Origin of the sequence: Endozoicomonas numazuensis (genome assembly GCF_000722635.1) — a bacterium.
GTDB classification, from domain to species: domain Bacteria; phylum Pseudomonadota; class Gammaproteobacteria; order Pseudomonadales; family Endozoicomonadaceae; genus Endozoicomonas_A; species Endozoicomonas_A numazuensis.
In genome coordinates this window covers 330,298-357,222 of record NZ_JOKH01000003.1, presented here as the reverse complement: position 1 = coordinate 357,222, position 26,925 = coordinate 330,298, and the positions used below count along the sequence as shown (strand labels likewise).

General features: G+C 46.4%; 20 protein-coding genes. 9 read left to right on the top strand and 11 right to left on the bottom strand.

Features of this window, described 5'->3' with window-relative positions; genetic code table 11:
• Positions 1–66: 66 nt before the first annotated feature.
• Positions 67–732 (top strand): SOS response-associated peptidase, encoded by a 666-nt coding sequence (locus GZ78_RS14400; protein ID WP_034835037.1) that lies wholly within the window; start codon positions 67–69, stop codon positions 730–732.
• A gap of 240 nt (positions 733–972) precedes the next feature.
• Positions 973–2,817, top strand: coding sequence for a DNA helicase RecQ (recQ, locus tag GZ78_RS14395; RefSeq protein WP_034837356.1), 1,845 nt, complete (start codon positions 973–975; stop codon positions 2,815–2,817).
• Positions 2,818–2,961: 144 nt separating this feature from the next.
• Here the strand turns inward: recQ and GZ78_RS27560 are convergent, their stop codons facing one another.
• Positions 2,962–6,033: an Ig-like domain-containing protein gene (locus GZ78_RS27560; RefSeq protein ID WP_051786195.1), complete on the bottom strand. Its 3,072-nt coding sequence runs from the start codon at positions 6,031–6,033 to the stop codon at positions 2,962–2,964.
• A 182-nt stretch (positions 6,034–6,215) separates the two neighbouring features.
• On the bottom strand, positions 6,216–6,677 hold the full coding sequence (locus tag GZ78_RS14385; RefSeq protein WP_034837353.1) for a methylglyoxal synthase: 462 nt from the start codon (positions 6,675–6,677) through the stop codon (positions 6,216–6,218).
• Between the two features lie 461 nt (positions 6,678–7,138).
• On the opposite strand from GZ78_RS14385, the gene GZ78_RS14380 reads away from it, so the two are divergent.
• Positions 7,139–10,411: a hypothetical protein gene (locus tag GZ78_RS14380; protein ID WP_034837351.1), complete on the top strand. Its 3,273-nt coding sequence runs from the start codon at positions 7,139–7,141 to the stop codon at positions 10,409–10,411.
• Positions 10,412–10,504: 93 nt separating this feature from the next.
• Complete coding sequence (locus GZ78_RS14375) at positions 10,505–11,440, top strand: class I SAM-dependent methyltransferase (RefSeq protein WP_034837349.1); 936 nt, start codon at positions 10,505–10,507, stop codon at positions 11,438–11,440.
• Here the strand turns inward: GZ78_RS14375 and GZ78_RS14370 are convergent.
• The 4 genes from GZ78_RS14370 to GZ78_RS14355 all read right to left on the bottom strand — a co-directional run bounded on the left by GZ78_RS14370 (position 11,430) and on the right by GZ78_RS14355 (position 13,817).
• Positions 11,430–11,942 carry a SprT family zinc-dependent metalloprotease gene (locus GZ78_RS14370; RefSeq protein WP_034838327.1) on the bottom strand — a complete coding sequence of 171 codons (513 nt, stop codon included), beginning with the start codon at positions 11,940–11,942 and terminating at the stop codon, positions 11,430–11,432. The genes GZ78_RS14375 and GZ78_RS14370 overlap by 11 nt on opposite strands.
• 66 nt (positions 11,943–12,008) lie before the next feature.
• Positions 12,009–12,206, bottom strand: a complete 198-nt coding sequence (locus GZ78_RS14365) for a protein kinase family protein (protein ID WP_034837347.1) — start codon at positions 12,204–12,206, stop codon at positions 12,009–12,011.
• Positions 12,207–12,478: 272 nt separating this feature from the next.
• Positions 12,479–13,087, bottom strand: coding sequence for a hypothetical protein (locus GZ78_RS14360; protein ID WP_034837345.1), 609 nt, complete (start codon positions 13,085–13,087; stop codon positions 12,479–12,481).
• Positions 13,088–13,205: 118 nt separating this feature from the next.
• Positions 13,206–13,817 carry a Yip1 family protein gene (locus tag GZ78_RS14355; protein ID WP_152558739.1) on the bottom strand — a complete coding sequence of 204 codons (612 nt, stop codon included), beginning with the start codon at positions 13,815–13,817 and terminating at the stop codon, positions 13,206–13,208.
• Positions 13,818–14,365: 548 nt separating this feature from the next.
• Between GZ78_RS14355 and GZ78_RS14350 the strand changes: the two genes are divergently transcribed.
• The 3 genes from GZ78_RS14350 (at position 14,366) to GZ78_RS14340 (ending at position 16,935) form a co-directional block, all read left to right on the top strand.
• A complete protein-coding gene (locus GZ78_RS14350; protein ID WP_051786194.1) occupies positions 14,366–15,283 on the top strand; it encodes a glucosaminidase domain-containing protein in 918 nt (305 codons plus the stop codon).
• On the top strand, positions 15,207–16,025 hold the full coding sequence (locus tag GZ78_RS14345) for a DUF547 domain-containing protein (protein WP_034837342.1): 819 nt from the start codon (positions 15,207–15,209) through the stop codon (positions 16,023–16,025). Before GZ78_RS14350 ends, GZ78_RS14345 begins: the two co-directional genes overlap by 77 nt.
• A gap of 88 nt (positions 16,026–16,113) precedes the next feature.
• Positions 16,114–16,935, top strand: coding sequence for a DUF547 domain-containing protein (locus GZ78_RS14340; RefSeq protein ID WP_034837339.1), 822 nt, complete (start codon positions 16,114–16,116; stop codon positions 16,933–16,935).
• A gap of 8 nt (positions 16,936–16,943) precedes the next feature.
• Here GZ78_RS14340 and ttcA read toward each other — a convergent pair whose 3' ends face one another.
• Positions 16,944–17,864, bottom strand: a complete 921-nt coding sequence (gene ttcA, locus GZ78_RS14335) for a tRNA 2-thiocytidine(32) synthetase TtcA (protein WP_034837337.1) — start codon at positions 17,862–17,864, stop codon at positions 16,944–16,946.
• A 34-nt stretch (positions 17,865–17,898) separates the two neighbouring features.
• Positions 17,899–18,132, bottom strand: coding sequence for a hypothetical protein (locus GZ78_RS28950; protein WP_152558738.1), 234 nt, complete (start codon positions 18,130–18,132; stop codon positions 17,899–17,901).
• Positions 18,133–18,296: 164 nt separating this feature from the next.
• Here GZ78_RS28950 and GZ78_RS14330 point away from each other — a divergent pair, with 164 nt between their 5' ends.
• Positions 18,297–18,632, top strand: coding sequence for a TraR/DksA family transcriptional regulator (locus GZ78_RS14330; protein WP_034837335.1), 336 nt, complete (start codon positions 18,297–18,299; stop codon positions 18,630–18,632).
• A 5-nt stretch (positions 18,633–18,637) separates the two neighbouring features.
• Here GZ78_RS14330 and GZ78_RS14325 read toward each other — a convergent pair whose 3' ends face one another.
• The 3 genes from GZ78_RS14325 to fnr all read right to left on the bottom strand — a co-directional run bounded on the left by GZ78_RS14325 (position 18,638) and on the right by fnr (position 20,855).
• Entirely contained in the window at positions 18,638–19,165 is a 528-nt protein-coding gene (locus GZ78_RS14325) for a hypothetical protein (RefSeq protein WP_034837334.1), read from the bottom strand.
• 235 nt (positions 19,166–19,400) lie between these two features.
• On the bottom strand, positions 19,401–19,943 hold the full coding sequence (locus GZ78_RS14320; protein ID WP_034837331.1) for an adenine phosphoribosyltransferase: 543 nt from the start codon (positions 19,941–19,943) through the stop codon (positions 19,401–19,403).
• 153 nt (positions 19,944–20,096) lie between these two features.
• Positions 20,097–20,855, bottom strand: coding sequence for a fumarate/nitrate reduction transcriptional regulator Fnr (gene fnr / locus GZ78_RS14315; protein ID WP_034837329.1), 759 nt, complete (start codon positions 20,853–20,855; stop codon positions 20,097–20,099).
• 315 nt (positions 20,856–21,170) lie between these two features.
• On the opposite strand from fnr, the gene GZ78_RS14310 reads away from it, so the two are divergent.
• Complete coding sequence (locus tag GZ78_RS14310) at positions 21,171–26,909, top strand: hypothetical protein (protein ID WP_034837325.1); 5,739 nt, start codon at positions 21,171–21,173, stop codon at positions 26,907–26,909.
• Positions 26,910–26,925 lie beyond the last annotated feature (16 nt).

Here is a 26,925-nt window from a genome sequence, read left to right as displayed (position 1 = left end):
GATTGAAGATTACCTCATGGCTTCACCTGTACTGGAAGACCTTACTCAAGCCCGGGAAGACTAATTATGTGTGGTCGTTATACTTTGATGACCGATCAAATCGACCTGGGTTGGCTTGGAATGAGCCAGCCGGTTATTAATATCCCATCCTATAATGTGGCGCCGGGTGAACAGGTGCTCATTATCAAGAATAATGAGAAAGGCAAGCCAGAGGCCTTGCGGGTTAAATGGGGGCTGGTTCCTCACTGGCTGCAGGATTTTTCCAGAGCCCAGATCAATGCAAGAATTGAAACTGCTGCAGACAAACCGATGTTTCGTGATGCGATTCGTAAACGACGTTGTCTGATATTGGCAGATGGCTGGTTCGACTGGCAGAAAACCCGGGGGCGCAGTCAGCCATGGTATATACGTCCAAAATCTAGTGGTGTATTTGCTTTCGCAGGTGTCTGGGAATCTTATCCTGTTGATGACCAACTGAGTTTTGAGTCCTGCGCTATTCTTACCCGTCCTGCCATTAGTCATATCACGCCTTTGACCGAGCGAATGCCAGTGGTGTTACCACAGAAGCAGGCAGCTGATTGGCTGGGTGAAGATTATGAGGCAGTGTTAATGCATCAGGAGAACCCTGATCAGGTGATTAGCAACCTGTCGTTTTATAAAGTAGGAAGAACGGTGAATAGTGTTGCAAATAAGGGGGCTGACTGCGTGAAAAAACTGGTTTCAACATTTTAATAAAACGGTTTTTTATTGTTGGAAAATACTATTTCTAAGTCTAATCTTTTCCAGCTTTCCAGCTTTCCAGCTTTCCAGCTTTCCAGCTTTCCAGCTTTCCAGCTTTCCAGCTTTCCAGCTTTCCAGCTTTCCAGCTTTCCAGAAAATTGTATTCTCAAAATCTGTTCTGGTTTGATGATATACTGATTGGTCTTTACTTCTGTATTTAATAACCGTCGTTTAAATGTGTACTGGACTGTAATGACTGATCCTGCTCTGTCTGATTCTGCTTTAAATGTTCTGCAAAATACTTTCGGGTTCGAATCTTTCCGTGGTTTTCAGGGAGAGGTGATCAGAGAAGTCACAGAGGGGCGAGATGCACTGGTCCTTATGCCTACCGGTGGTGGTAAATCCCTCTGCTATCAGGTGCCAGCTTTGGTTATGGCGGGCACCGCCATTGTTGTTTCCCCTTTGATCGCTCTGATGGAAGATCAGATCAGTAATCTCAAACAGATCGGTGTTCGTGCCGAGAGTTTGCACTCAGGTGTTTCATTGGAAGAACAGTACCGCATTGAGCAGGAGCTGTTCACGGGGCATCTTGATCTGCTGTATGTTGCTCCTGAGCGTTTGATGACCGAAATGATGCAGAGAAAACTGGATCAGGTTCGTGTATCACTGTTTGCCATCGATGAAGCTCACTGTGTGTCCCAGTGGGGGCATGACTTTAGACCAGAGTACCTTCAGCTTTCTGTACTGAAAACAAGGTTTCCAAATGTTCCCCGAATTGCTCTCACAGCGACAGCAGACAAGCGAACTCGTCAGGAAATCATTGAGCGATTGGGGTTGGATCAAGCCAGAGTTTTTGTTGATAGCTTTAACCGGGCTAACATTTTCTATCGCATCAGCCAGAAGAAGCAGGGAAAGCAACAGTTACTGAGGTTTCTTGAAAAAGAGCATCCGGAAGACTCTGGCATTGTCTATTGTCTTTCCAGAAAACGGGTGGAAGACACCGCTGCCTGGCTAAATGCCCAGGGGCGAAAAGCGTTGCCTTATCACGGTGGCATGACGGCGTATGATCGTAAAAACAATCAGCATCGCTTTCTGCAAGAAGAAGGCATGATTATTGTGGCCACCCTGGCGTTCGGGATGGGGATCGACAAGCCTGATGTACGCTTTGTTGCTCATCTGGATCTGCCAAGAAGTATTGAAGCATACTATCAGGAAACGGGTCGGGCTGGTCGTGATGGTCTCCCGGCGACAGCCTGGATGGTTTACGGCCTGCAAGATGTCATGTTGTTGAGACAAATCCAATCCAACTCCATGGCTGCGCCAGAAATTCAGCGAATAGAACAGCAAAAGCTGGAGGCCATGTTATCTCTTTGTGAGGTAACGGGTTGTCGCCGGCAGGTGTTACTGGAATATTTTGATGAACCGCTGAAAGAAAAGTGTGGCAACTGCGACCTTTGCCTTGAACCTGTTACCACCTGGGATGGTACTGAAGCGGCTCGAAAAGCCCTTTCCTGCGTTTACCGAACGGGGCAGATGTTTGGTGTTTCTCATCTCGTAGACGTTCTATTAGGGAAAGAAACCGCCAAGGTCAGCCAGTTCGGCCATCGGCAGTTAACGACCTTTGGGATAGGCAGTGAATTCAAGCAAAGTGAGTGGCGTTCAGTTTTCCGTCAACTGGTAGCCCGAGGGTTTATTAATGTGGATGTAGAAGGGCATGGTGCACTCAAACTGAATGAAAAGTGCCGTCCTCTTCTAAAAGGCAATGAACGATTATTGCTCCGTCAGGATCGTTACGAATACGCTACTGAAAAAGCAGCCCGCAAAACCCGAAGTGTGGATCAGGGCAGAGTTATTATTGACGACCAGGATCGTCCACTCTGGGAAGCCATGAGGTCTCGCCGCAAAGAACTGGCAGAAGAACAGGGTGTGCCTGCCTACGTCATTCTCAATGATAAAACCCTTTATGAAATGCTGAAAATTAAACCCACCAGTCTGGAGGCTTTGTCTCATATTTCCGGAGTGGGTGAGTACAAGCTGGAAAAATATGGGCAGACTTTTGTTGAGTTGATTTCCGGGTTTGTTGTTTCCGTTCATTAGTAGATTGTGATCTTTGATAGAGTCACAAAACCTTGGTTTCGATACTCCAGCTTGGTAACTCTTGTTGTAAGTTCAAGTTTTGAATTTTGTAGGGTATGTGTTCCCACGCAGAGCGTGGGAATGAGACTAGTCAGTATCAGAGCATTAGTTTTCTTTTGTAAGTTCTATTCCTAAGTGGTAACCACTGCGCCAGATGATACCGTCCTCGGATCGAAAGACATTGCTAGTAGGTCCCGATCCACCATTTTGGCCACCAATTAACCATAAAAAATTATCTGCGCTAAATAGCTCGTGATATCTTCGACCGCTGACATATAATCCCGAAGGTGTATGGCTTGTCCAAGTCAAACCATCCTCAGAAGACCAGATAGAGTTGGTGTTTCCGACTAACCATAATCTATTAGAAAGCACAGACAGCTTATGGTGGTTTACCGGTGGGAATTCAGCACTTTCCATTTCAAGGGTCCAGTTGATCCCATCCATTGATGACCAAATATCATTTTTTGTTATCCTATTGGTTAAGTCGAAGCCTCCCACATACCATAGTTTTCCATTAAAAGATGTCATAGCGGCGTAAGAGCGTTGTCCAAAGCCCGGTAAGTCTGAAGACTGCCAACTTTTTCCATCTGATGAACGCCATACTTTTGATTCGGATCCTTGATTAATGAGAAACATTTGATCTTGAAATACATAGAAATAACCTCTGTAGCTATTGGCAAAGCTAGGGGTGTCAGTCTCTAAACGCCAATTAACGCCGTCTGAAGATGACCAGATATCATTTAAGTTTGAGAGAGACTCTGTTTTTCCACCGATCAACCATAGCTTGTCATTAAACTCCTGAATGTGATGCCCATAGCGAGGAGAGAAGTTGGCTCTATCTGTTTCTAATATCCAATTTAATCCATCTTTGGATGACCAGATATCATTTTTATACTCCCCATCTTTTCCCCCAATTAACCAAAATTTTTCTTCAAAATAGAAAGCTGCGCTTTCTGTTCGAGGGGAGAAGTCTGCTCTATGAGTGGCCTGTCTCCAGTTAATTCCATCACTGGAAAACCATGTGTCGAAATGGGAAGAGCCTGGAAACCCCTCATAACCAGTGGAAAGACCACTATTTATCCAGAGTTTGTCTTGATATACGGATAGTGCGAAATCAAATCTTGCAGGAAATTCTGCATCTTCGGTAGCTAGAGACCAATTTAAGCCATCACTGGATTGCCAAACATCTGACATAGGTTTACTACTAAATGCCCGGCTGCCGCCAATTAGCCATAACTGATTTTTAAAAGATACTACCTGACTACCATATCTTGCTCCGAATGGAGCATTTTCTACTTCCATGCTCCAGTCAATACCATTATCTGAGGACCATATATCTGTTAGATGGTCGCCTTTTTCATTTTGGCCAGCAAAAAGCCAGAGCTTATCTTTAAATTGGACAATACGGTGGCCAACTCTTGCAGGAAATGCTGCTGATTCAGTTTCCTGAAACCAATTAATGCCATCGATAGAAGACCATATATCATTGCGGGCTGCTTTAGGGCCTCGTGCTCCTACACGATCACCAAACATAAATAGTTTATTTTGGAACTCTACTACAAGTGGATAAATGATGTCTGGAAAGTTATCACTTGGAGTTTCTTCTACCCAGATCATTCCATCTGAGGTGGTCTCTATTTTTCCATTGGATATTTCCCATAACTTATTGTTGAATTTTACAGCTGACCCAATACGTTTATATAAGTGATTTTTCCAGTTTATGCCATCTTTTGTAGAGAGGCCTGAAACCCATAGTCGATCCAAAAAAACTACACTATTGAGATAAAAACCACCCGCTGGGCCTATATTACTTAGCATTCTTTGGGTTTTGTAAGAGCCATGATTCAATGCAGCGAAGTTAAGAGTGTTTCTCCTGAAAGCAGTATCAAGAATCGTGTTGCCGTTTAGAATATCCGATTGTCCATTATCACAAGCAGAATAATTCGTCAGGTCACAATCCTCCTGATTACTGCGAGCATACTCGATGCCCTCTGTACCTTCTGGAAACTCAACCAGAGCATCTTCCTGACCTACCCAGGCCTTAAGAGTGAACTGGCTATCAACGACACTCAACGTATAGCTGGCGGTACCAGCTTCATACTTTGATGTTTCTTCAATTTCAGCTGTGATGAGAGTAGAGCCTGGCTTGTGAGCAGAGATTACGCCTGTTTGGCTGTCTACTGAAGCTTTACTAGGGTCGCTGGAACGATAGGTTATAGTGCCGGTGCCTTGACCACTGGCTGTATTCGTCAGTACTTCCCCAGTGATGGCAGCAACGGTTCCAGACTGGTTAAAGCCCAGAGTCTGTGGATTAAGAGCAACATTCAAAGTGTAATTAGCACTGGCTGCCTGAAATTTAGCATCCTGCTCAACAAGCACACTGATGGTTGTGGTTCCAAGACCAACAAGGCTTACCTGGCCTTGCCTATCAACTGTTGCGACTGAAGTGTTACTGCTTAGATAGGATTCATCTCCGCTGCCTTCCTTAACTACTCTATTATCTAATGTTCTATCTATATATTCATTGACAGTGCCTGATTGACGGAAGCTCAGCTGTTGTACACGACGTTCAATAGTAATTTGATAGTTGGCATCTGCCGCAAAGTACTGGCCGCTTTGGGCTATTTCTGCGGTGATTGTGGTTGCCCCAGCAATTAGCAGTGTCACTTTACCATTAGCATCGACAGTAGCTACATCGGTATTGCTGGAGCTATAGCTGATTTCCCCGCTTCCTTTTCCAGTTGCGACGTTTTCAAGTGTGTCGCCTGCTGTAGCTGTTATAGGCCCACTTTCTGAAAAAGTAATTTCCTGAATATCGCGGGTCACAGTGAGGTTGTAACTCTGGGTAGCCGACTGAAATGAACTGTCGGCTTCGATAGTTGCAGTGATCACTGCTTCTCCGGCAGAAAGGGCGCTGACAACACCGGATGAATCAACAGTAGCAATCTCGGTATCGCTGGAACTGTAGCTGATAGCTCCAGATCCCTGACCAGAGGCAGTATTCGTAAATTGCTGAGTGGCAGGCAAGTTAAGTGAGCCACTTTGTTGAAAGGTTAACTGCTGGGGCTGAGGTGAGGTGTCCTGGGCAGCATCATTGCTTCCTCCGCCACCACCACCGCAGCCTTGCAGTAATAAAAAAAGGATAAACGGAACAAAAGACGGTCTCCATGATAACATCTTAATCAATCATCCATGCTGGTTTTATTGTTAGTACGTATTTGACGCAGCTTAAAAATACATCACGTGTCTTCTAATGGCAATGACATAGATGGACCATTTCTTTGAGATAGTTTGCATCTCTATGTATACAGCGAAGCTGGTTCAGTTGAGGCTATTAATTTCATAGAGGTTGGGGGGTGTTATTCAATAGGTCGAGATAGCAAGTACTGTTCATAATCCGGTACAAGCCGCTCATGATCCCTGCTCATAAGAGGGGACGAGATGACAAATTCAGCTGTACTCTGATTGCAGGCAAAGGGGATGTTCCAGACGGCTGCAATTCTTAGCAGTGCCTTGATGTCTGGGTCGTGGGGTTGGGATTGCATAGGGTCCAGGAAGAACACCAGAAGGTCGAGTTTGTTTTCCGTGATCATGGCTCCGATCTGCTGGTCACCACCCAGAGGGCCACTGACCAGTTTACGAACAGGCAGTTGAATACGTTTTTCCAGAATGGCTCCTGTGGTTCCTGTTGCATAAAGCTGGTGTCCTTTTAAGCTTTCCCTGAACCGGTAGGCCCAGTCGACCAGTTCTTCCTTTTTTTTGTCATGGGCTACCAGAGCAATGCTCTTGATCTCGGATACGCGCTGAGTTTTATTTTCCATTGGACAACCTTGCGAATGACAGTGTCATCAGCTCTCAGGGATAATTGGATTCAGGAAAGGGTCGCTAATTTACGATGTTAAATATGAATCTAAACAATGGATTTATTTAGATTGCTTTTTATAGTAGTCGATATCAATTGAAAGAATCCCTGTATCCCCTGTCAAAAGAGAATAAGTCAGTAAATGATTGATATACCCATCGCCTTTCAAGATGCTACGTTGTTGCCAGCGTTCGCTCACCCTGATCACCTACTACTTGTAGGCTCACAGGGCTTCGCTCACTTGTCGCCTGGTAGCATCTTGAAATCCAATGGGTATATAAAAGAATTTCCATTCTTTGTCATACGTTTTTCATTGAATACATTGCCTTATAAGGTTTAACCCCATTTTTATCCGCTTCAAAATGGCGGGTTGACGGCCGATAACCCTTCCAGTTCAATTCTCTGAAAAGGAATGCAGACGTGCTCCCATCATTACCCAAACTCTATGGAACGATCCGAGCCTGGCAGAAAGATTGTGAGAAGATCGAAGGAAAAAAGCTCGAGGCAGGGCTGCCTGATGTAGGAGAAAATGGTCATCTGAGAATGCCGGAAGCTCCCTCTGGTATGTTATGGAGTGCACTCTCATCGGCAGGCCGATATGTTGGACTGGTCGTTGAGGGAGAAGCAAGGAATCTTGCACCTTTAAAAGAACATCTCACACAAATGTATCGGGCTACCAAAGGGTTGTGCGAGCAAGCTGGTATTTCGACCCGTGGGATAGTAGCCGTGACGGATGACGATTTAAGTACCTTGACCGTGCAAAGCCTGAAAGAAAAAATGGATGGAATGGTCTATTCTCCCGGTGGCCAACTGGTGAGAATGCATGAGTATCTTGATGAAATGGTTCAGACAGTCCGGGAGGGCAATCCTGAAAGTATTAAGAGAGAAATTGATGATCTCCCAGAACTTCTAAGGGAAAGTTATAAACTGTTTGCTCTGCATTCTACAGATACAAAGCTTTTCAACCAGTTTTTACAATTCTCAACCTCCATTCAGTTCTGGCTTGAAGAGAACAGGCTAGAATTGAATGCTTTCAATCAGTTGGAGGGAGAGGTAGGGAATGCCTTCACAGTGATTAAAAAGCATTGTAATGATTATTTACAAGTTATTCGGCAAGAAATGGGTATTCCTTCCGACCCGACGCCACCCCCTCCCATAATGAACCCGATTAAAACGCCCGAAAACCTTGAGCATGCCTGTCAATTAGCCTGGCAGCATATTGTGAACCCCAGGCATCATGGCCCTCAGCTTAATGAAGAGTTTCAGCATATCACTGAGGCCTTGGTGAATTTGACGCAAAACGGAGATGGGCCGGATACCGAGGATCTTACAGCAAAAGCGCGTGAACTCTATAGGAGCCTCAATAGGTTTATGAGTACAGCCGGTGCGGGGCATCCTCTAAGAGAAACAATTCGCCCCTTTTCTGCCGTCATGAACCGGTTGAATAGCAAGCTGGCAGAGAGAAGAGTGGAGCAGGTAATAGAAGAAGAGGAACCACTACGTTCCCTGCACAGTTTACCCAGTCTTAATAATACCAGTCTGCAAATGAGTTTAAGGGGCGAGCAATTACCTGAGCGGCAGCAGTATGAAGTTCATATAGCTCCCAATGGTGACAAGTTTATTCCTTTGGAAGATGACAAGCTGACCTACAACCACCTGTGTAACGAGCCCAGGTTTGCTGAGAAAGACTTTGAATATCTGCGGGATGGTAGTTACCGCATCTATACCCGCAGTGCTTATGGTCCAGCGTTCAAGCATGATCGGATTATGGAAAAAGGTACCCAGAAATGGAAAATGCACCTTTCGATCAAGCGTGAAGATATGGACAAAGCGTTTCCCATCGTTAAAGACTGGATCATGAATCCGGAAAACCGGATGTACGCTGCCAAGGTTCTGGATCAGGAAAATCGGGAAAGTCCTGATCAGATGGGTAAAGAATTCACACTCTATCTTTATGAAGACGACGAGTATGGTAACCGGGATACATTGCACTGGCAGGAAAAACTGGCTGAGTTGGAAGAATGTCTGACTAAAGCGGGTATCAGACCAGGTCCCAGGCCCGCACCAGAGCGCCACAAATTTGATCGTCAAATCGATGGCAGCCAATTCCTCCACTATCGAAATGATTTTGTCAGGGTCGAGGATGATATCAACCACACTTGGTACAGAGAGCATAGGGACGAATTGTCAGGTGTTAGATACTTCAAGAACCGATGGGCTCATGGTGATGTCATTGTATTGCAGCAAGACTTTAATCAAGTGCCATCGAATATGAGGCATAATCTTTTGCCTCAGGACAGTGCTGATTTTCTTGCAGGTGTTCAATTAGGGCGTAAACCTGGATTGGTTGTTGGGGAAGAGAATATGTCCTGGCCCCAAGAGATTCCTCCCCCTAAACCCAAAGAAGTCAAAAAGTCTGTCCCACATGTGCCTAACAAATCCGCTCCGCTCAAACCTTTATCTGCAGGTCAGAAAGCAACGTTTGACACCATGCTGGCGAATGTCAGGAAGCAACATCCTCAGTTGACTGAAGAGCGTTTGCTGGTAATGCTTAGAGACCCTGAAACAGGGGACTACAAAGGTCTTGATGGTTGGTTTCCTCCTACAGCTGCGGTCATCGGATATCTGACTCTTGAAAAGGAAAAGCCCGGCTTTTTTCCTGATGAAGACTTCCAGGCGGCCTACAACGAACTGGGAGTAAAGTTCTACTATCATGACAGAATGCCTGAAGGTGCTGCATATCAGGATTGGATCAATGATGCAGTCCATCTGGTCGTAAGAGGAAGGGAAACTCGACAGGCCATGAGTGAGTGGGAGCCCGAGCTGCAGCATTTAATGCCAGAGAGTGGCAATTTTAAGAGTTATATCAGATCTAAAGTGCCTGGTAGACGCATTCCTGAAGATATTCCTGCAGAATTATTGAATGATTACCGTAATCATGTGCGGGAGGAACTCTTCCTGCAATTCAAGGCCTTCGGTCTTGATCAGGTGAATGAACTGACCCTGAATAACATTCTCATTGACTGCTGCGAGAACCTTTTGAGGCATTTTGAGCCGAATTATTCTCGAGAAAATAGCCAGTATAATAAATTCCGATACCAGCAATTTAATTGGCTTGATCCCAGTAAACACTCATACAGGGGTAAAGATGCTATGGGCTTTTTTGCTTATGCGGATCCCCAGGCAGATGCTGATTATGTTCCACGATCCGGTTCAGGAACAGAATATGCTAACAAGTTCAGGGTAAGTATTCATCCCCACGACTATGAGAAAGCCTGGCCTTTGGTTGCAGAGGTTTTGCACCGTAATAATTGTCCATTTCCTGCCTGGAAATCAACTTATCCCTGGTCTCGAAGCGTAGGAAAGGAGCATGAGCGTTTGAATATGGGTGGGCAATTCACCCTTTATTCTCTGGATCATCCTGATGGAAACAAACTGACCCGTTTTCAGGACAGAAATATTGCCAATACTCTCAGAGAAATAGAAGAAGTGCTGAGAAAAAACAACATTCGTCCCGGTCAGCTTCCTCATACCGATGTGTATTTTGGCGATCAGCACCCTTATGTCTCCTATCGCTTTGATATGGATAAAGATCGAAAATACTATGAACCCTCGCACTTAATTGGCCATACAAGACGAAGAGAGTATATGGGTGAGCCACGCTACCAAAACGTTGGAAGACTATTAGGATAAACTCTTAAATTAAAAAGCCGGTAGCATTCCAATTGATACCGGCTGGCTTCTCATTCTAGAATGCGCTCCTTTTGATTGATTCTTCGGTTAGATATGAACGCTGAGTCCCTGCCAGTACTCGAACAACATTTACTCTCTGCCTTATCTTCTCCTCCTCAGGAAATTCGACGCCTGTTTCATGGTCGGGGGCGTTGTTGGCCTGGACTGGAGCAGCTGACGGTGGACTGGCTACAGAATCAATTACTGGTTTCTCTGTTTAAGGAGCCTGATCAGGCGTTTCTTTCTGAACTCCGGGCTATGCTCGCCAGAATGACTGAGACTGAACAGTGGCAAGCTTCTGGAGCGGTATCCATGCTGTTACATTACAGGGATCGGGATGGGAGTCCATTGGAATGCCTGTGGGGGGTTATAAATGATTATCCACAAGTGAAAGAGAATGGACACAGCTATCAGTTGGATCTGGGAAGAAAGCAGAACAATGGCTTGTTTCTGGATATGCGCAATGGACGTCAATGGGTTCATGATAATGCAAAAGGGATGAAAGTCCTGAATCTGTTTGCTTACACTTGTGGTTTCTCCGTAGCGGCAATTGCGGGTGGTGCTGATAGTGTCGTAAACCTCGATATGGCCAGGGCTGCTCTTGAACGGGGTAGAGAAAGCCATAGGTTGAATGGTCATAATTTGAATCAGGTACGATTTCTTGGGCATGATCTATTCAAGTCTTGGGGCAAGGTACGCAAACTGGGTCCTTATGATATGGTGATTATTGATCCTCCTACCTTTCAGAAAGGCAGTTTTGCTCTGACCCGAGATTACCGAAAAATTCTTCGACGGCTGCCTGAGTTGTTGACAGAAGAAGGGCTGGTTCTGGCTTGTGTCAATGACCCGTACCTGACATCCGACTTTCTGATTGATGAAATGAACGAAGAAGCGCCGGATCTTAAATTTAGTGAGCGTCTGCCCAATCCGCCAGAATTTGAAGATATCAATCCGGAGTCGTCTTTGAAGGCGATGGTTTTCAGGCGCTGACTTTTTCAATAAATTTCAAGGGCTCCCGGCACTGGGTACAGAGATAAACGGTTCCCTTTATCGCTCTGTTGTGACGGATAGTACTGAGTGGAATGGTTTTTCCTTCGCAGCTGCAACGGTACAAAAACGGTCGTTTACTGGCGTTGTTGGTGTTGTAGCTGTGGGTTCTCTGGGCCGGCAGCCGGAATACGTCTTCCATAATGAATTGCCACTCTCTGCCATGGGGGCGAATCTTTCGGCCAAACAGCTGGTGGGCTATGAGGTGAGCGACTTCATGGCCTACGGTGTGTTCCAGGAAGTGGGCCTGGTTTTCCTTAAACAATTGTTTATTAAGACGTAGCAGATTTTTTTCTGTCCAGGCCTGACCAGCTGTTTCTCCCCTTAAGTTCAGGGTGATCTGGGGGCGTGGGAATCGTTTAAGAAAATGCTGTTCCGCCAGACAGTAGAGTTTACTGACCCGTAATTCAATGGCAGGTAAATAGGGACATTGTGTATTCGACATAAACAGACTGGCCAGAAAAAAATCCATAGAGAATAGTTGAAAGGGCCTGTGTCTGTACAGTAGGGATTAGCTGTCTTGAAAATAGGGGTCTTGTAATACTTCGGTTGCTGAAGGTCTTTCACTGGGGTTAATAGAAAGCCGTTTGCTCAATAAATGTTTGAGCTGGGCATTTTCGGGCTTTTTTAAAGTCTCGTGGTTTAATCCGTTACTGACAAAGCCTTCCAGAATAGAATAGCGCTGCCCGACAGGAACAGAGGGCAACATGGGGTTGTTTCTTAAGCTGCCTCAGGAATTCCAGTTCCCTGGATTGAATTTCATTGATCGTGGTTTTTAATGCTCTGATAGGTCTGGCTGAGCTCTCACTGTCAGGCAGTACTGTGGGAAGTGCCATTCTGACCGAGCCAAAATTACCTTCGCCTTGTGTTACGTCCGATATTTCCAGATGCAGATTTTTCTACAGAGCCTGATCCAGTTGATCTTTTGATACACGATCCGGAGTCTCGTTAAAACTTTTAAAGTCAGCTATTCAAAGTCAGCTATTCAAAGTCACCTAAAGGTTGTTCCTGCTTAAAAATGACGTTTACGTAAGGTGATGTTGCCTCTGCAGCAGGGACTGCTGCTGTGCTCAGTTGAATAGGTTCACTGCCTGGGTGTTGTGATTTCAGGGATGAGGGTGTTGGCTCAAGGTAACCGTCATCTTCAGGTGTGGAGAAAGAAGGCGAATACAGGTCGTCGTCATCTGGCTCTGAGTCGACATAAGGGTTTTCATTAGGGCTCGTAGTAGAGAGTGAGACCTCAGTCTCATCGATATCGGTATAACTATGATCTTGATGAAAGGGGGCAGACAGTGCGGAGTTATCGTCTATTTCTGAATAAGGGTTATGGGTAGCAGGACGGTTGAGGTAGGTGTTTGAAGCTTCAGAGGATCTTGTCTGTAAACGCTGTTCCAGATTCCGGGTAGAAGGTTGCCTGATGAATAATTTTCCCAGAAAGCTGTTTGCAATCCGATCTTTAAGAGATCGTGAATGGCGCGGGTGGGGATTGCCCGCTTCGCCACTTAATCCTTCCGTTCTCTGAGCCTCAGTGGTTTGGACACTTCGACCGGCCTGATTGCCTCGGGAGGACTCTCTTGGTGAGGAGGACAAACATGAGAAATCCACCCTCGCAGGGTTCTGGTGATGGGATTATTGGAATAGTCAGGCATGGCTCAAGGCACCGTTCCAGATGATAGTACTTAATTCATCTGGTCTCAGGGCTGAAGCTTTAGTGTATCTGTATATACTCAGGTCCTACACCCATGCCCCAGAATATAACCGTTGTGATCATAATAGAGACCAGAACCACGAGCCCGATGCACAGTACCGAACTGGCATAGATAAATCCTTGCTCCTTAGGTATCTGCATGAAAGTCGGTAGGCCGGAGTAAAGCAACCAGGCCGAGCAGGAAGAGGCAATGGTACCGGCAACAATCGTTAGCCAGATAGATGGATAGAGACCACAGAGGCCCGCCAGGAAAAGGGGTGTCGCTGTATAACAACTAAATGCAACACTTTGGGTCAGGGTGGGTTTGCTGCCAAAGGTTTCTGCCATCCACTGAATGAAAGCCCCCATGATGGCAACACCGGCCAGTATTGCCAGCCAGGCAAAAAAAGCCATAGCAGCAGCACTGGTATCGGTTAACTTGATCACCTGATCACTGCCTGGAACAGACCAGCCTGTGCGAGTGGTTCCCACATAAGTACATAATGCCGGCAAGGCTGCCAGCCAGATGATTTGCCCCAGATAGAGGCGGATAATGCCGGGTGGGTGTTCCCGGATGCTGATCCATTCTTTGTCAGGGTGAAAGAGAAGTCCCCAAAAATGGCTTAATATCATGGTGCAACCTCCATTTAGGGCTGTACACCAGTAGCTGGTAATCCTTACATTGTGTTTAGCATTCAGCTACAAAACAGCGGCTAATATGTTGTTATTATTATTCACTGCGATAGGAGCCTGACAGGCTCCGGGCTTCGGATTCACATGATTAACATGAATCAGGCACTTCCTGTTAAACAGGATCGCTTAATAGCCTTGATTTCAGTGTGTACATATTTATTTCATGAAGTAAAGTAATACGTTGGTATTTCGAGTAACCTTCATCATCAAAATCACAAAAAGTGCAAAAGTTTGGGGGTGCGGGCCAAGTTTGGAGTGAATCGGTCTGATCAGTCAAACCGGTTGCTGCTTGGGTGAGAAGGGTAGACCGTTTCAGGTTAATGCAGCTAAGGCCGGCAGGGGGAGTTCACTGAGGCTTTATTTCTTTTAGAAAACAGCCACCACAAAGGCAACCAGATTTCATGATTCGGTGACACTGTCGTTTTCGTATGAATGAAGCAGGTATTTGTCGTTTGTAACAGGGTAGGCTCAGGAGTAGTGCTGACACTATGATGACTAGAATAGATCGTTGTTTTCTGTTGCTGCTGGCGGGGACAGTAGCTGTGGCAAGCTGGTACAACAGGGATTTTGAGGCAGTCAAGGAACCCGCCGTAGCAGAGGTGAAAAAGATCAGCAAGGAAGTCAAGGTTGAGAAAAAAGTTCAAACAGACATCCCTGACTTTGCAGCCATGATGGACGTTAAAAAGAAGAAAAGCGAATTCTTTGCGTTCATGAAACAGATGATAGAAAACGAGAACGAGCGTCTGGCCAGTATTCGACAAGAAGTTGAGCTGCTCAGGACCAAGCCCGCCCTGCACGAAACCGAAGAAAAGTGGTTGCTGGATATTGCTCGAAAATTCAGAGTGAATGAAGAGCTTAAAGTCAGTGATGAACTTTATGATGATCTCTTGAACCGGGTGGATGAACTTCCGGTTTCACTGGCTCTGGTTCAAGCAGCCAATGAATCAGCCTGGGGAACCTCAAGGTTTGCTGTTGATGCCAATAACTATTTTGGTCAGTGGTGCTTTACTCCGGGTTGCGGAGTGGTTCCGGGGGCGCGTCCTGAAGGTGCAACCTATGAAGTGAGGAAGTTTGCTTCACCGGCTGCATCCGTTCGCTCTTATATGCATAATCTCAATACCAGCCATCATTATGAAGGTTTGAGAGAGTTACGCGCAAAAAGAAGATCTGTGGGGGAACCGGTCACGGGCCCAATACTGGCTCAGGGGCTTTATTCTTACTCTATTCGTGGGGTCGACTATGTAGAAGAGTTGATTTCAATGATTGAGAGTAATGGTTTACTGAAGTACGATCTTGAGAAGCCTTTGACAGAGCTCAATGAGGGGAAAGATGACCAGAGCAATCTTCTGGCTATTGATGCTGTTTATATTGCCGACGCCTCCAGTGCAGGCAGCCCCATCCAGTGAATACTGGAAACTGTGGGACAAAAGTAATGAACAATCCCTGAAGTCGGTTGATCATTCTGCCTGGGGACAATTTCTTGAGCGTTATCTCAAGGTGTCCCCTGATGTTGAAGGGCGTGTTCTGGCTTATGGCAAGGTGTCTGCTGAAGACAGGACTCGCCTGAAGGAATATATTCAATCACTCACTAAAGTAGATCCTCGCCAATACAGCAGAGCTGTGCAAATGGCTTACTGGATTAATCTCTACAACGCTCTTACTGTAGAGCTTATTCTCGAAAACTATCCAGTTAAATCTATTACCAAGATTGGTCCCTGGTATGCCTTTGGTCCCTGGGATCAGGAGCTGACAAAAGTCGCTGGCCAATCGCTCTCTTTGAATGATATTGAGCATCGAATACTGAGGCCTTTGTGGCAGGACAAGCGGATTCACTATGCAGTGAACTGTGCCAGTAAAGGGTGCCCGGACCTCGCCTCAGAACCCTACACGGCTGTGAATCTGGAGAAAATGCTGGCAGAAGCAAGCCGACGGTTTATCAACCAGAAAAAAGGGGTAGAGTTTGTTGGTGGCAAACTGGTGCTTTCCAGAATCTATGAATGGTATGGCGAAGATTTTGGTGCCCGAAAAGACTTGCTGGTTCATTTAAAGGCTAATGCTAACGAGAAACTCAAGAAACGCCTTGAGAAGTACACAGGTTTGATTGATTACCGCTATGACTGGTCTTTGAATGATTCGAAAGGCCGTTAAAAACTGATCCTTGGAATCTCCATAAATGACAGGGTGTATCAGCCGATAATTTTTCTATCCGCGCAGGTTTGGATAACCCGGAGGATTAATGAAGTCGGTTTGGATAGCGCTCTTTTTTGCAATACCCCTCTTTGTGGCGGACCCGGTGTTGGCTGCGCCGGAGAAGGAGTACTGGGCCTTCTGGGATAAAAGTGACGAGAGTAATCGACAGGAAGTCGACCATTCCCAATGGCAGTACATCATCGACAAATACCTGAGATATTCTGAAAAAGATAAAATGTACGTGTTTGTGTATGGAGGCGTCAGTCGGGAAAACTTCGCCAGATTACAAACTTATCTAAAAGGCATGTCGGGTGTCGACCCCAGAAAACTGAGAAAGAAAGAGCAGCTGGCGTACTGGATTAACCTTTATAATGCCTTGACTGTTGAGCTGATTCTCAAAAATTACCCGGTCAAATCCATTACCCGTCTTGGCAAGGGCTGGTTCAGAACAGGTCCCTGGAAAGATAAAGTCATTCAGGTTCAGGGGCAGCCTGTCTCATTGCATGACATTGAACACCGCATTATTCGACCTCTTTGGGAATCGCCCAGAATACACTATGCCATTAACTGTGCCAGTCTTGGTTGCCCTGATCTGGCACCCAAGACTTATAAATCCAGTGAGATAGAAGCTCAACTGGATGAAGCTGGAAAACGGTTTATCAATCAAAGTAAGGGGGTCAATTTTGTCGGTGGCCGCCTGGTGTTGTCAAAGATCTTCTATTGGTATGGTGAGGATTTCGGTGGCAAAGACGGTGTAATGAAAGAGTTGCTGTTGTTTTCTGAGCCCGGGACACGCAAGCGCATTGAAAACTATCAGGGCGGTATCAGCTACCACTATAACTGGAAGCTGAATGAATACCGCCGCTGAACTGGATGTTAGAGATTGACAATATTCACAATGGAAGCCTGATCGGGCTTTTCATCTTTATCATTGTCGTCTTTGAAGCTCAGAGGCACATCCACCGGGTCAAACGCGGTGTCACCGTCCTCAACAGGCTGGCCATTAGCCGTCAGGCCTTTGAAATCAAACAATGAAGTATCTGCCAGATGAGACGGAGCGACATTTCTAAGAGCTCTGAACATACTTTCCATTCTGCCCGGAAAACGCTTGTCCCATTCCGTGAACATCGCCTTGATTGCCTGTCTCTGAAGGTTGTCCTGAGAGCCGCAGAGGTTGCAGGGGATGATCGGGAATGCTTTTGATTCGGAAAAGCGAACAATGTCTTTTTCCCGGCAGAAGGCCAGCGGGCGAATAACAGTGTGTTGGCCATCATCGCTCACCAGCTTAGGTGGCATGGCTTTCATCTTGCCCCCATAGAACATATTCAGAAACAGGGTTTCCAGAATATCATCCCGGTGATGACCCAGAGCAATTTTGGTGGCTTTCAGCTCAGTGGCTGTGCGGTAGAGAATACCCCGACGCAGGCGAGAGCAAAGTGCGCAGGTGGTTTTGCCCTCAGGAACCTTATCCTTAACAATCGAATAGGTATCTTCTTCGACGATTCTATATTCAACGCCCAGGCTTTCCAGATAGTCTGGCAACACATGTTCAGGGAACCCCGGTTGTTTCTGGTCAAGATTGACCGCAATCACGTCAAAGTTGACCGGTGCATAGGTCTTCAGGTTCAACAGAATGTCCAGTAGGGTATAGCTGTCTTTACCTCCGGACAGACAGACCATGATGCGGTCACCGTCTTTAATCATGTTGTATTCGGAGATAGCCCGACCAACCTCACGTCTCAGGCGTTTCTGCAATTTGTTGAAGTGGCTCTTTTCGCTTTTTATCTGGCTCTGCATTTTGGTTCTGTCTTGTCTCTCAAAGTTCCCGTTTTCAAATCAGATCCTGACAGGGTCTGTTAAACCGGATGACTTTCAGCTTTTTAATAGGGTTGTAACGGGCAGGAACCCGAAAATTCAGCTCATTATAATCAAAGGTGTGAGTATAGGCATCAGGGATAATGACGGGCTGAGTTATAAAAATACGATGAGACTCCATGAACGGGTTGTTAGCAGCCCTGTCGGACGGCTCTAAATAAATGTAGTAGAAGGTTTTCAGATTAAACACTGGGTTTGCCCGTTATTACCCGGGGTGCTTTGTGGCTATTGTTAACCCGTTATCGAAATATGGCTAACTGGAGCTATGCTTAGCTTATGGACAGCATGCGTATGGACTCAGCATCAAGTCGTTTATACACAGAATAATCGTCGACATTTATTCAGGGGATTTCCATGGCTGAATACGAAAAACTGAAAGACTGGTTGTTATCTCGTAGAGATGAATTAAACGTTCGTCTTGGTCGTATCAAAAAAGATGTGACTCGCAGAGCCAATGCCGACTGGTCAGAACAGGCGCAGGAAAGAGAGAACGATGAGGTTATTGATCAGTTGGGAAACGAAGCTCAGGCTGAACTTAACCTGGTTAACAAAGCGCTTGATCGTATGAATTATGATGACTATGGCTATTGCATCGGGTGTGGTGGTGAAATTGCCGAAGCCCGTCTTGCCGCTATGCCTTATGCTGATCTTTGTATTAAGTGTGCTGAGAAAAGAGATCAGGCCAGCTAAAGCCGTCAGGGAGTCTTCAGACTCTCTGACAATGACTTTTCCATTTCAATAGAATCCGTAATTAACGCCTTATAGCTATCAACAAAGCTCTCAACAGGACCTGGATGGTGCCGGTGGTAGTAATTGTGCCAGAGCTTACCCATGGCATGGACATCATCGTGAGGGACTTTGTGGATAGGCTTATCGGTACGATAATAAATCATCCATGCAATGGCTGTGGCATAAGAAAGGTTGGTTGCCAGTTCCAGGTGCGGATGGGCAAGAAATTCTCTCTGGCTGGCCAGTCCCCGAATCAAACTTGAAAGGTCAGATTTTTTAGCCAGATAATGATCCCAGATATTGCGATGCATTCTGGGTGAGATTTGATAAATCCCCAGAGCCTGATGATGTTCCTGCTTGAGATGAAAACCCAAACCAGATTCTCTGGCAGCGGTCCCCAGCAAAAGATTTTCTGCAGTGGGACTCCACATTCTCAGGTGCTTTAAGGTAGGGCGAACAACATAATGGCGCAACTCCTTTGCACAAATTCCCATCGGACTTTCCTTTGCCTTAGAGCGTTGTTTTCTTTGAAAACCCAGCTCTTCCAGGTTTTACAGCCATTTAATGTATCAGGGTGAACCGTGTTTCTGGTTCATGGCTGTTTCATTACACAGTTTATCGTAGCACCCAAAAAATTCTGAAGTACAGCAGAATTTATGTTGTTGTCTGTTTAGCGGCAGAAGAAGTGGTTAAAGTTCAGGGTGACAAGCAGGGCATGAAAGAAGGGGATTATTCCCCTTCAAACTCACACAGAGAGAAGACAGGGATACCGGCATCTTTTAATTTCCTGGAGCCACCCAAGTCTGGAAGATCCATAATAGAGGCTGCTTCAAGAGTCTGTCCACCGAGCTGGCTGACCAGCTGGCTGGCAGCAAGAAGAGTCCCACCAGTGGCAATCAGATCGTCTGCCAGAATGACTTTATCACCTTTTTGAAGGGTGTCTGCATGAACTTCCAACGTTGCAGTACCGTATTCCAGTGCATAATCCTGAGCGACGGTATGGTAGGGTAATTTACCCTTTTTTCTGAACAGGATCAGGGGCTTGTTCAAAGCATAAGAAAGCGTTGAACCCATTAGAAACCCACGAGCATCCAGTGCGCCTATTCGATCAAATTCGATATTCATATAACGGTGAATGAGGCTGTCCATGACTGCGCGCCAGGCCTGGGGGTTTTCGAATATAGTGGTGACATCCCGAAACTGAATGCCAGGCTTGGGCCAGTCAGGTACCGTCCTAATCTGTGATTTCAGAAAAGCTTCATCAACGATCATATTTACGCCTTGCTGTTCGTCCTGGCTAAAAGTGATGTCACACAACCGGAGCAGACATTGTCTGTTCCGGGGAGATTGTCATGAAAAGTATTTTGCTTGGCCATTGTTTATATTCAAGGTTGCTGCAAAATATTTTTCTTTGCCCGGGGCTGTTTATACCGAGGAGATAATCTGTTCTATGTCTACAGCCTTACCACCGGCCAGCGAGCATAATTGAACCGGGTCCCGGATTTCAATCTCTTTGCCCACGGCGTAAATCAGACCGTTTTTCTGGAATCGGGTAAACACCCGGCTGACGGTTTCAACGGCCAGTCCCAGATAGTTACCCATCTCATTGCGGGACATGGATAAACGGAATGACTGGGATGAAAAACCTCTGCGACGAAAACGACTGGCCAGATTGATCAGGAACGTCGCAATGCGTTCATCAGCGTTTTTCTTGGAGAGCAGCATCATCATTTGCTGATCCTCCCGAATCTTTTTGCTCATCAGGCGCATCATGTGACGGCGCAGTTCCGGGAAATGGTCCGACAGTGTCTCTAGCTGATCAAATGGAATTTCGCAGATCATGGTCGTTTCCATCGCCTGTGCTGAGACAGGGTAGACATCGGTATCCATACCACTGAGTCCCAATATTTCGCTTGGCAGATAGAAAGAGGTAATCTGCTCTTCGCCTTCATTGGTGGCAGTGTAGGTTTTGATTGCCCCTGAGCGAACAGCGAAGACGCTGGTGAAAGGGTCTCCTTCCAGGAACAGGTGCTCCCCCTTCTTAAGAGGGCGGCCTCGCTTGATGATGCGATCAAGCTGGTCAATGTCCTGTAGACTCAATGCCAGTGGTAGGCAGAGGGAACTGAGACTGCAATCTCTACAGGCCACATGGCTCGGCTGTCGTACATTGGGCTTGGACGTCATTGAGTGGCCTCAAAGTCGTATTGGCGGAATCGGCGCCTATTCTATTGAAAATGTCACTAAAGTGTAAGTCTGTGCTTTCCGAGACTAAAGCGTAATCCCTTAATATCTAAGGGTTTTTCGGAAATTGCTTACAGGGTTTCGATAAATTCGTGGTAAGAATGTCGCAATTGAATGGCAGACAGCCATTTAAGTACTGAGTTTATCCTCTGGTTCCGAGATGGCCATTCATCATTATCGCGAAAGAAAAATATTTTTCTCATAAAATGGTCGATAACTGTTCTGAATACATTTTCGTAAATCAAGGAGATTTACGCTATGAGCCTGCTCAGCTCAGTGACAGGGATTCTATTTACGCCGACTGTACAAGAAGCGGAACCTCGCACATTTGAGGAACTCGTTGAAACAGTAGGTCTGACTTTCGACGACCTTACTCCTCGGGAAAAACAAATCCTGATGGCCAGAAAGGGTGAGCTTGGGCTCGATGAGCTCAGGGCTCTTAAGCTTGAAGAGAGCGAGTGTGTCGAGCTTGAAGAAGGGCATCGAACGCGGCTCAAGAAAAGTTCGATCTGGGATGGCCGAAGAATAGCGGTCACCATCGCCAAGGGAACTGGTGTTTTGGTCGCCGGTGGTTTTGCCGCCGGAGCTGCTACCGTCTCTATGCCCGTTGCTGCGGGTGTAGCTGTTTGTACAGGGGTGGGCTACCTGTTTTATCTACGAGTTAACTCCATTGAGCTTGAAAAGCGTTCCAGTCAGTTGAGCGACTTTGTTGTTACCCATGAACAACCCCAGAGAATCATTCGCGAGCAGCTGGAACTAAGGGAGTCTGAACGTGCAGAAGATCTGGACAGAAGGCTTCACGAGTCTGAAGAAGCGCTGGAGTTGGAAAGGCAGCGTCAAGAAGAGCTGGCCGATCAATTGTTCCCTCAAGGGCTGGATCTGGCTATTGGCCAAGAGCATTTTGAGGAGCTGCAGGCTCGAATTGAGGTCCTTAAACAGTCAGAGCGCCAACAAAAAGAATTGGGCACCGCGTTGAGAGAACTGACTGAACAGCACCGGAGCGTCAATCTTGAGGTGGTGCGAGAGCGTGAAGAGGTAGTCAGGCTGAGTGAAGAGCTCAAGAAAAGTCAAATGCAGGATTTTGACAAGGGCAGTGAGCTTCAGCAGTTCAAAGAACAGGATCTAAGGCTGCAAGAGTCGCTTCAGCTGTCTCAGAAGAGAATAGAAGAGCTTCAGAGTGCAGCAGATGAACTGGTTGCAAAAATAGAAGAAAAAGATATTGAGATTGAGAGAGTCGGGCGTCAGAAGAATCTTCAGGCCACTGAAATACAGGCATTGATTCTGCAAAATAAAGCCGTTCAAAGAGACACGGTTAAGCCACTGGAAACAAAACTCAAAGTCGCCGAGCAGATGTTCCAGGAAGCGCAGAGCACCCAGCAAGACATTCAACAACAGTTGTTTCAGGCCCAAAAGATAATAAGAGATATGAAGGCGGAGGTGAAAATCGCTTCAGGCGAAGCCGATGTCAGCAAGCTCAATTTGGAAAAGGCTTTAGAGAGGGAGGAACTCCTTGAGTCACAGCTCAGTCTGGCTGTTCAGACTAAAGATAAAAGTCATCGGGAATATCTGGTTGTCGTTGAAGAACTCAATGCCGTTCGAATGCAACTGGAAAGAACTCAGATGCTGCAGGATGAATTAGAAGAACAGCTGGAAAAAGATAAGGCGACTCAGAGCGCCCAGGTCAGGGAGCTGAAATCCAGTCTGGGACAACTGCGAAAAGAGAAAGGACAGTTGGTCGGCAGTTCGAAACAGTTAGCTGCAGAGAATAAGTTCTATCGTGAGCAGGTGAACCTTCTTGACCAGGAAGAGAAGCTGGTCAGGGCTCGTTGGGTAGAAGCTCTAAAGTCCTCTCAGCGTTTAAAAGAAGTGGAAGATGAGCTGAAGACTCAGGGAGATCAACTCGGAGAAACTCGCAGGTATTTGCAGAAAGAGGCCTCTTCCAGAGCAGTACTGGAAGCTGAGATGAAAGGGTTGAAGCTGCAGGAAGCCAAGGTTGCGAAGGAGAAAGGTCAGCTTGAAGTGCAGATCCAAACAATTCGGGAGCAGGAAAAGGCTGACCAAGATGCGATTGTCTTGAGAGAACGTCGGCTCAGTGCAAAAGAGACTGAACTGAAATTGTTGCAGGAGAGTCAGAACCGTCTTGATGAAAAAGTCAGGTCAGGTGAGCTGTCGAACCACCAGTTGAGGGAAGAGCTGGATAGGGTGAAACAGGAAATACTGGAAAGAAACAAAGAGATTCAGGAAGTTCGTAATCTGTTGCAGGAAACACAAAGTGCTCTCGATAAAGCCCAGCAGAAGGTGCTTGATCTGAATGAAGAACACGAAGCCATTCGCAGGCAAACTATGGAGGGGACAGTAGCCAGTGCCATGACTCACATGGATCAACTGACCGCTGAGCTTGTGGGTACCAAAGAGCATCTAAGAAAAGTTGAAGATCAAAAGCATAAGCTGAATCTTCAGTTTGAAAAACTCAAAAGCATGAATGAGGCACTGTCGGAAGAGGTTGCTCAGTCAGATAAGCAGTTGGGCTGGAAGAAAAGCAACTGGCAAAAGGAAATACGACTGGCTAAGTCGGAAGCCGAACAAAGTCAGCTATTGGCTAAAAAACTTCAGGAAGAACTGATCAGTAGGAGCTCTTCTGTCGGTGAGATGACAGAGCGACTTAAGCAGGTTGAAGAAGAGTTTGGAGTAGTTTCTGAAGAGTTGAATGTCCAAAAGCAGGAAGCCAATGAGGTCTCCGTCAAGCTTGCGTCCACCAGGATAGAGTCCGAAGAGCGCTGGTTAAGACTGGAAGAAGTGGAAGAGTCCAGGGCTAAACTGCAGTCCAGTCTGGAATCCCTGACGGGTGAACTTGTAGCTATCAGATCAAAACCGGAAGGCATTGATAATGAAGTTCATCAAAGAGTAGTAGATCAGCTTAAAAAAGCACAAGGCGAAGTTGAAAGCCTGGAGGAGCAGCTGAATGACTCCGAGTTTATTCTGGAAGGGCTTCAGGCCGATGTTCAGGAATTGCCGGAGCTCAAGGAGAAGCTTGCGGAAATAGAGAAACAGCTGATATTCCTCGAGGAACGTCTGGAGCAGGAAGCCGGTGAAAGGAAAAAGTTTGAGACGCTTTCCCGTAAGGAGGATGCTAGAAATTCAGAGCTGGAGCGTGAGTTCAAATCTCAGTTGGCAAAGGCGGAAGAGACTTTCCAAAATGAAATCGGTGAAATCACTCTAGCCTTGTCTCAGCTGAAGTCAGAATGGCACCAGATGGCCGTTCTGACGGGGCAGGAGATTACCGTGCTGAAACGTCAGGTTGTACAGCTGCATGATATGAATTATCTGTTAAAAGCCGGTGAGGTGGAGAGTCAGACAAAGGTTCTGGAAACCCAGGTCAAACTGGTTGAAGCGCTCAGAGCACTCAATGAGTTACAGAAGAGCAGTGGGCCCGAATCCGCTGAAAAGTTCGCTGAGGAGCTGGTGGCTGCAGAAACCCGGCTGCAAGCACTGAAGCAAGAAACTGAAGAGTTTCAACGAACCCTCAAGTCATTGGAAAATCATCCTGTCATTCAGGTTGAAACCGACCCTGTCGCCATGGAACTGGATCAGCTGCGAGAGGAATTGTTGCTGGAGCAGCAAAAGTCAGAAGACTATGCCGGACAGATCAAAGAACTGAAAGTTTACTGTGCTCGTCAGAATTCTGAAATCAACCCTTCTGGCCTTTCTGATGACGAATATGCTCAGAATATTCTGGATGTGGTAAAAAAATACATTACCCTTGATGAAAATGAAACCCGCCCCGGTTCCGGTCTGGAAACACTCATGACCGATCCACTGGATTATATATCCCGTCTGGATGACGATGTAGATGATGACAGAAACTGGGAAGTTGAACTGGCCGGCATTCAAGCGCCAGAAAGCTGGCATCTGGCTTTGCAAGAAGAGCGGCGAAGATCGAGGGCTTATTTCAAAGAGGTGATGGCCCTGCGAACCTATCTGATTGCTGAGCTGCAGTTGCGGGGAGTCAGCTTGAAAGAAATGAAAGACTATAAAGCAGACCTGGAAGCCAGAGTGGATGAGTATCTGTTGAGTCCGGTAGAGCTGATAGAAAAATCCCAGATACGACTGCAAGAAAAAATGGACGACGTGGGTCGTAAACAGTTTACGGTGGTTGATATTGAGAAAGAGTGGACTCCCTCATCCACCACATCCACCACGTCCACCACATCCCCCATACCCTCGGCATTGAGTTATCTTCCTTCTCATAGCCTTCCGTCCAGTGGATTCCCAAGCTTACAGTGGGATGACGGGGATATCCTGGCTTCTTCTAAACCGACCGCCAAAGTGGCGACTACTCCCCCTGATCTTGAACGCAGTATCTCTCCAGATTACGATCCTACCCGACCGGATAGCCGGAACAGTCTTTCGGATCTGGTTGAGAATGCCATGCTCCGGCAGCAGCATCGTGGTCTACAAAGAGTAGAGGTAGGTTATCAGGAAGTGCTCGGTGCACTGGATGATATTTCCTTAACGACGGGCGTTGGGTCTGTCCCTCCAAGGCCGGGGTCTGATCAGGATAATGTGCTGGATGAAGAGCTGAGTGCATCTGTCAGCGATCGATCAAAATCCAGTGATGAACTGAGACCTGAAGATGGCGTGCAGGGTTTTACACAACTGAGCCAGTTGCAGCAGGGGTTCTCTTTACTTCAGTCGCAGTCACTCAGCTATCAGACGGTATTGACCGCTCTGGAGAACCTGGATGCATTAGAGCAGCAACTTGATGAAATTAATGAGGACGATATCCATTCTGTTCAGTCTTCGGCATGGGCCAAACCGTTATTCAATGAACTTGAATCGCTAAAAAAACAGTATCGCGAATGGTTTAACAAACCTGATGTTTTCAGGATGTTAGAAAATATCCAGGCTGAAATTTTTGGCAGTGATGAACAAGAAAGCCCACTCTATGGGCTGATAAAGTCGGACAACAAAGGCGATCTATTCTCAAGAGTTGTAAAGCTTAAAAATTCATTGCCTGCTTCGGTTCAGGTTAATGAGGCAGAAGCCAGATTAAAAGAAGAGAGAGAAAGGCCCGCTCAGCTCAACCCTCTGGGGCCTGTGACCAGCCACATAGCCGAGAGAATCAAGGCGCACCCTGAAACTCCCTGGAAAGAATACATCAGGAAGTTCTTTGTCAGACGATTCAGAATTGAGTCTATTTCAGGGAATAAACTGTCTGACAACTGGTATCGAGAAGAAGTGCCTGGCCACAAAAAGCTGGGAGATAACCCGGCCACTATAAAAGCCAAGGTTCAGGAAAAGGTGAAAGATATTGCTTTTGCTGAGCAACCTGGCTGGCCCGGTGCCTGCAAACTATTTGGTAAAGGGCGTATCGTCAGGCAGCTGGGTGGACGCATGGGCTATGACGTGGTGATTCCTCTGATTAATCATAAAATGGTTGATGGTTCTTCTTTTGGCGCCACCGGTGAGGAGGTATCTTCTGGAGTAACCGAATGGCTGAAGGGCGAACTGAACAGCATAGCGGATGAAGAATACCAGTTATATCTTGAATGCGTTGAAGAACTGCTCACTCAAACAAGGGGGGCGATGGGAGCTGATCTTGGAAGAATGGCAATGGGGCAGGTACCCATTGAGCAAATTACCAAGAAACAGCATGGGAAAAACCATTTCAAATACGCTCGACTTACGGCTCTCAAGGAAATCCTGACTGAAGCGACCCCAATATTGCAGCAATCGGAAGACCTGATTGATAAAAAGGTAGGCAGTATTATTACCGTTGAAGCCTCCAGTGTGGATCAGCTTCAGGAAAATGAGAGAAAAGCCATCGCAGAGATGGACGAGCAAGAAAGAAAGGCCATCTTTCATGAGGCTCAAACCTTGCTTGCAAGGCATGAAAAACTCAATAGAAATCATTTTCCTCAAGAAGTGCTGGATGAATTAGACGGTAAGAAGAAGAAACTGAACAAAATTGCCAGGAAATTTGACCAGGCCACCTGAAGAAATGGCCCGTTGA

Coding starts and splice junctions, on each gene's coding strand:
- GZ78_RS14400 (WP_034835037.1), top strand. CDS start 67: ATGTGTGGTCGTTATACTTTGATGACCGATCAAATCGACCTGGGTTGG.
- recQ (WP_034837356.1), top strand. CDS start 973: ATGACTGATCCTGCTCTGTCTGATTCTGCTTTAAATGTTCTGCAAAAT.
- GZ78_RS27560 (WP_051786195.1), bottom strand. CDS start 6,033: ATGTTATCATGGAGACCGTCTTTTGTTCCGTTTATCCTTTTTTTATTA.
- GZ78_RS14385 (WP_034837353.1), bottom strand. CDS start 6,677: ATGGAAAATAAAACTCAGCGCGTATCCGAGATCAAGAGCATTGCTCTG.
- GZ78_RS14375 (WP_034837349.1), top strand. CDS start 10,505: ATGAACGCTGAGTCCCTGCCAGTACTCGAACAACATTTACTCTCTGCC.
- GZ78_RS14370 (WP_034838327.1), bottom strand. CDS start 11,942: ATGTCGAATACACAATGTCCCTATTTACCTGCCATTGAATTACGGGTC.
- GZ78_RS14365 (WP_034837347.1), bottom strand. CDS start 12,206: ATGTTGCCCTCTGTTCCTGTCGGGCAGCGCTATTCTATTCTGGAAGGC.
- GZ78_RS14355 (WP_152558739.1), bottom strand. CDS start 13,817: ATGATATTAAGCCATTTTTGGGGACTTCTCTTTCACCCTGACAAAGAA.
- GZ78_RS14350 (WP_051786194.1), top strand. CDS start 14,366: ATGATGACTAGAATAGATCGTTGTTTTCTGTTGCTGCTGGCGGGGACA.
- GZ78_RS14345 (WP_034837342.1), top strand. CDS start 15,207: ATGACCAGAGCAATCTTCTGGCTATTGATGCTGTTTATATTGCCGACG.
- GZ78_RS14340 (WP_034837339.1), top strand. CDS start 16,114: ATGAAGTCGGTTTGGATAGCGCTCTTTTTTGCAATACCCCTCTTTGTG.
- ttcA (WP_034837337.1), bottom strand. CDS start 17,864: ATGCAGAGCCAGATAAAAAGCGAAAAGAGCCACTTCAACAAATTGCAG.
- GZ78_RS14330 (WP_034837335.1), top strand. CDS start 18,297: ATGGCTGAATACGAAAAACTGAAAGACTGGTTGTTATCTCGTAGAGAT.
- GZ78_RS14325 (WP_034837334.1), bottom strand. CDS start 19,165: ATGGGAATTTGTGCAAAGGAGTTGCGCCATTATGTTGTTCGCCCTACC.
- GZ78_RS14320 (WP_034837331.1), bottom strand. CDS start 19,943: ATGATCGTTGATGAAGCTTTTCTGAAATCACAGATTAGGACGGTACCT.
- fnr (WP_034837329.1), bottom strand. CDS start 20,855: ATGACGTCCAAGCCCAATGTACGACAGCCGAGCCATGTGGCCTGTAGA.
- GZ78_RS14310 (WP_034837325.1), top strand. CDS start 21,171: ATGAGCCTGCTCAGCTCAGTGACAGGGATTCTATTTACGCCGACTGTA.